The organism is Arthrobacter sp. (genome assembly GCF_031988865.1).
GTDB lineage: Bacteria > Actinomycetota > Actinomycetes > Actinomycetales > Micrococcaceae > Arthrobacter_B.
Genome location: NZ_DALZXY010000120.1, coordinates 2,567 through 7,495, shown reverse-complemented (window position 1 = coordinate 7,495; position 4,929 = coordinate 2,567). Strand labels below are relative to the sequence as shown.

The 4,929-nt window shown below is 69.0% G+C and carries 3 protein-coding genes; all 3 read left to right on the top strand.

Annotation, left to right across the window (positions count from 1 at the left end; translation table 11 throughout):
* On the top strand, positions 1–3,767 hold a 3,767-nt coding region (gene eccCa, locus RTN46_RS15630), incomplete at its 5' end, for a type VII secretion protein EccCa (RefSeq protein WP_312182766.1).
* On the top strand, positions 3,764–4,177 hold the full coding sequence (locus RTN46_RS15625) for a hypothetical protein (protein ID WP_312182764.1): 414 nt from the start codon (positions 3,764–3,766) through the stop codon (positions 4,175–4,177). The genes eccCa and RTN46_RS15625, both read left to right, overlap by 4 nt.
* Positions 4,177–4,929, top strand: a 753-nt coding sequence (locus RTN46_RS15620; RefSeq protein WP_312182762.1) for a DUF6177 family protein, incomplete at its 3' end; no start/stop codon positions are given. The genes RTN46_RS15625 and RTN46_RS15620, both read left to right, overlap by 1 nt.

Below are 4,929 nucleotides of genomic sequence, written 5' to 3'. Positions count from 1 at the left end.
TGATGATCGTGACCATCCTCGCCTCGATCGTGATGATGGTCAGCCAGCGCGGCAAGCAGGGACGCGCCCGGCGCGAACAGCGGGAGAACTACCTCGAATACCTGGAACGCTGCCGCCGGACGCTGCGCCTGGAGGAACAGGCTGCCGCCACGGTGGCCCGCGCCGCCAATCCGCCGCCGGACGCCCTGTTCGACATCATCCGCAACCCCCACCGCATCTGGGAACGCCGCCGGCACAACGAGGACTTCCTGCATACCCGCCTGGGCTCCGGCACCCGCAGGCACCGGGAAATCACCGTCCTCGATTCCGGGTCCGCGCTGGCCCGGGACGACACCTTTATGGCCACCGAACTCGAGATCCTCAAGCGGCGCTACGAAGCCAGCCCGGACCTTCCCCTCACCGTTCCGCTCGACGGCGCCGGGAACGTCAGCGTGGTGGGCTCCCGTCCCTTCGTGCTGCAGGTCGCCCGGCTGCTGCTGCTCCAAAGCAGCGCCTTCCATTCCCCGGAGGACCTGCATCTGGCCCTCGCTGCCGGCGGCGAGTCACGCGTCGACTGGGAATGGGCCACCTGGCTGCCGCACCTGGCCGACCAGGGATCCACACACCGCACCGGGCCGCTGCGCCGGCTGGCACCGGACATGGATACCCTGGCCGACCTGCTGCAGCAGGACCTGACCAACCGTTCCAGCCTGGCCGCGGAATCCCGCAAGAACTTCCTGCGCGGCGGCATCGGCACCGCGCTGCCGCGGCTGCTGGTCGTCTCGGACAGCTACGGTCAGCTGCCCGCCGAGCTGCCCCTCCCGGACCGGCAGTCCTCCTCCGGCCAGCTCGGCATCACCACCCTGCACCTGGCCGCCGAACGCGGCCAGGAACCCGGCGAGGTAGCGGTCCGCATCTCCGAAACGCCCACCGGCTTCCGGCTGGAAAACTACCGGGCGGACCCGGTGGAACCCCGGGTGGAAGAAGGCACCCTCGATCCGCTGCCGCCCGCCCTGGCCGAGGCGCTGGCGAGGTCCCTGGCACCGCTGCGCCTCTCCCCCGATTCCCTGGAACACGACACCTCCGGAAGTTCCGAAGGCTTCCTCGAGATGCTGGGCCTCTCGCCGGCACTGGACGAGGCGGATATCCGCCGGCTCTGGCAGCCGCGCAGCGAAGTGGACTTCCTCCGGGTTCCGCTCGGCGCCGACGACCGCGGCCGGCCGGCGCTCCTGGACCTGAAAGAATCCGCGCAGTTCGGCCACGGACCGCACGGCCTCTGCGTGGGTGCCACGGGTTCGGGCAAATCCGAGATGCTGCGCTCCCTGGTGGTCGGCCTGCTGGCCACCCATCCACCGGAGCTGCTGGCCATGGTGCTGGTGGACTACAAGGGCGGCGCCACGTTCGCACCGTTCGCGGACGCACCGCAGGTCACTGGCGTGATCACCAACCTCTCCGACGACGTCAGCCTGATTGAACGCGTCTACGCCAGCCTGTCCGGCGAAATCCAGCGCCGGCAGGAAGTCCTGAAGGACGCCGGCAACCTGGCCAACATCACCGATTACCAGCTGCACCGGCAGCACCGCATGGCCCAGGGCGAGGACGTTGCCCCGCTGCCGCACCTGGTGGTGATCATTGACGAGTTCGGCGAGCTGCTCACCGCCCGGCCTGACTTCATCGAACTCTTCCTCTCCATCGGCCGGATCGGCCGCTCCATCGGCGTGCACCTGCTCCTCTCCAGCCAGCGCATCGAAGGCGGCAAGCTCCGCGGCCTGGACACCTACCTGTCCTACCGGATCGGCCTGCGCACCCTGTCCGAGTCCGAATCCCGCACCGTGCTGGACACCCCGGACGCCTTCCATCTGCCCCCGGTTCCCGGCTTCGGGTACCTCAAGGTGGACACCACCACTTACACCCGGTTCAAAGCCGGCTACGTGTCCGGCCCGCTGGAGGACGCCGCCCCGCCTGCCCCGGAAGACAACGACGACGACGCGGCACCGGTACTGCCCGTGCCGCGGTACGCGGCGTCTTTGGAAACCAGCGGCCAGGCCGAGGGTTCGGCACCCGGCGCAGCCTCGACGTCGTCCTCCAAACGGACCACCGGTCCCACTGTCCTTTCCGCTCTGATGCAGACCCTCTCCCGCTTCCCGCGCGCCGTGGACCCGATCTGGCTGCCGCCGCTGCCCCGCGGCCTGGCGCTGGACACCGCTGCCGGCGGAGTGCTGACCACCAGCCAGGGCCTGCGGCTGAACTCCGGCGGCAACCTCTCCATCCCGATTGGCCTGCTCGATGACCCGGCCAAGCAGTGGCAGGGCATCTGGAACCTGGACCTCGCCGCGAACGGCGGCAACGCCGCGATCGTCGGCGGCCCGTCCACGGGCAAAAGCACCGCGCTGCGGACCATCGTGGCGTCGCTGGCCCTGACCCATTCGCCGTCCGAAGTCGGCATTTACGCCGTTGACCTGCTTGGCAGTTCCCTTCTCCCGCTGGAAGGCCTTCCGCACGTCGGCGGGGTGGCCGTGCGCACCAACCGGGAAGTTATCCGCCGGACCGTCGATGAAATCCTGGGAATGCTCACGCACCGGGAACGGATCTTCGAGAAGTACCAGATCGATTCGCTGGCCACGCTGCGCAGCCTGTGCGCGCAGGGACGCATTCCCGAACTGCCCAGTGCGGACATCGTCCTGGTGATGGATGGCTACGGACAGCTTTCGGATGAATTCGAGGACATCGAAAAATCCGTCCACGCCCTGATCAGCCGCGGCGGCGGGTACGGCATCCATGTGGTGGTCACCTGCTCCCGCATGAACGAAATCCGGATTGCGCAGCAGAGTTTCTTCGGGAACCGCATCGAGCTGCGCCTGGCCGATCCCGGCGAATCCGCGCACGGACGCAAACTGGCGGAAGCGCTGAGTCCCGGCACGCCCGGACGGTCCCTGACCGACCGGAAGCTGCAGGGACACCTGGCGCTCCCCCGGATCGATGGCAGCCCCGACGACGGTTCCGCGGTCCAGGGCACCCGCGACCTGGTGACCGCCGTCGCTCCCGCCGATCCCGCTCCCGTGCCGTCGGTTCCCGGCCTGGTGCCGCTGGGCCTGCGGGAAACTGACCTGGGCACGGAGAACCTGGATCTGCAGGGCCGCGAACATCATCTGGTGGTGATGGGTGATGACAGTTCCGGCAAGTCCAATGTCCTCAAGACTTTGATCCGGACGCTGGCGTCCCAGCACAGCGCAGAAGACATTGTGTTCGCGGTCTTTGACCCGCGGCGCTCCCTCACCGGCGAAGTGGCGGACGACTATCTGGGCGGCTACGCCACCAGCGCCGCGCTGGCCGAGAAGCTGGCCGGAGCCGTCGCCGCGGAGCTCGAAAAGCGGATAGCCGCGACCCCGGAGGAAGTGGCGGCCGCCCCGCGCGTGGTGCTCATCATCGATGACTATGACATCCTGACCGCCGGCGGGTCCTCGCCGCTGTCGCGGCTGACTCCGTACCTGCCGCTGGCACCGGAAATCGGGCTCCATGCCATCCTGTCCCGGCGCGTGCGCGGAGCCAGCCGCGGCATGTACGAATCGTTCTTCACCGCCCTGCGCGACTCCGGCAGCGCGACCCTGATCCTCTCCGGTGACCGGACCGAAGGTGCGCTGATCAACGGAGTCCGGGCCCGCACCCTGCCGCCGGGCCGGGCCCAGCTGATCCAGCCCGGCCGCCCGGTGCAGATGCTGCAGCTGTTCCTCAACGAGCCGGCAGACACTTCTGCGGCGGCAGCATCAATAGCAGGGAGCGGACAGTGAGCACACGATGGACAGTAATCAGCGTTCAGGAACCGCAGCAGAAGCTGCTTGTTGAGGCCCTGCTGGAAACGATGCCGGAGAAAAGCATGCGGGAAGCCGCGGAGGGCCAGGTGATCGAAATCGTCGACGGCGGCCGGGTGCCGCTGGTGCTCGAACTTCCCCGGCGGATCCAGGTGCCCGGCGAGATCCTGCGGCTGCAGCGCGGCGCCGAGGTCAGCGCCCCGGCTGGTTCCGGCATCCCGGCGTTCTTCACGGCCGAAGGAACCGGGTCCGCTGAGCCGGTTTGGTGGCTGGATGTCTACGCCACGGGTGGAGCGCCCGACGGCGGCACGCTGGCTGATGCGCTCACCCACGCTATCGCCCGCCGCACCAGCGGCGTGGTGCTCCTTCCGGACGGGGTACGTTCCTGATGCACGATTCCGCCTACGATTTCCTGACCCCGTCAACGGCCATGGTCTTCTGCGATCAGCCGGTAGTGGGGCTGAGTCCGTGGCTCACCCGGGCTTACGCCGGCGCGGTGGCAGCCGGACGGCATTTTGTGGTGCTGACCCCGTCCACATCATCGATCACCCTGCCGCTGTCCGCCCTGCTGGATGGCCAGGCCGCGGCCTGGATGGCGACGGGCGCTGACGGCGGCTTCTTTGACGCGGCGACCGGCCGGGTGCAGGCGTGGGACGGGGACGGTCTACGTCCCGGTGACGCCGTGGCGGATGATTTTCTCTCCGCGGAACGTCTCCAGAGCGCCTACCTGCATGTCCGGGCCAGCGTGTTCCATCCGGCGTCCCACACCACCCGCGCCGGTTCCTTCACTGCGCGCGTCTTCGAAGCGGCCACGGGGTCGGCACCCGTCGGCTGGGGACTCTACGAGCCGGTCAGCGAAATCTGGGACGAAGCGGCTTTCTCCGGGTTCTGCCATAGCCGCTCCCCGCGCAGCACCCGGCTGGTGGTCCTCGGCGCTGCTCCTGGCAGGCCCGGCGCCCCGGGGCAGGCTGCCGGTTCGGTCGCCGTCGTCACCGTGGAGCGCACCCGTTCCGGTGTGCTGGAAAGCCTGGAGCTCCTGGCCGAGGCGGAAGCTCCGCTGGACGACGCCGGACTCGATGCCTTCCTGGCGGCGATGCACCGGGCGCGTGCCCGCACCGCCGTCCTGGCGTACGGGTTGGGC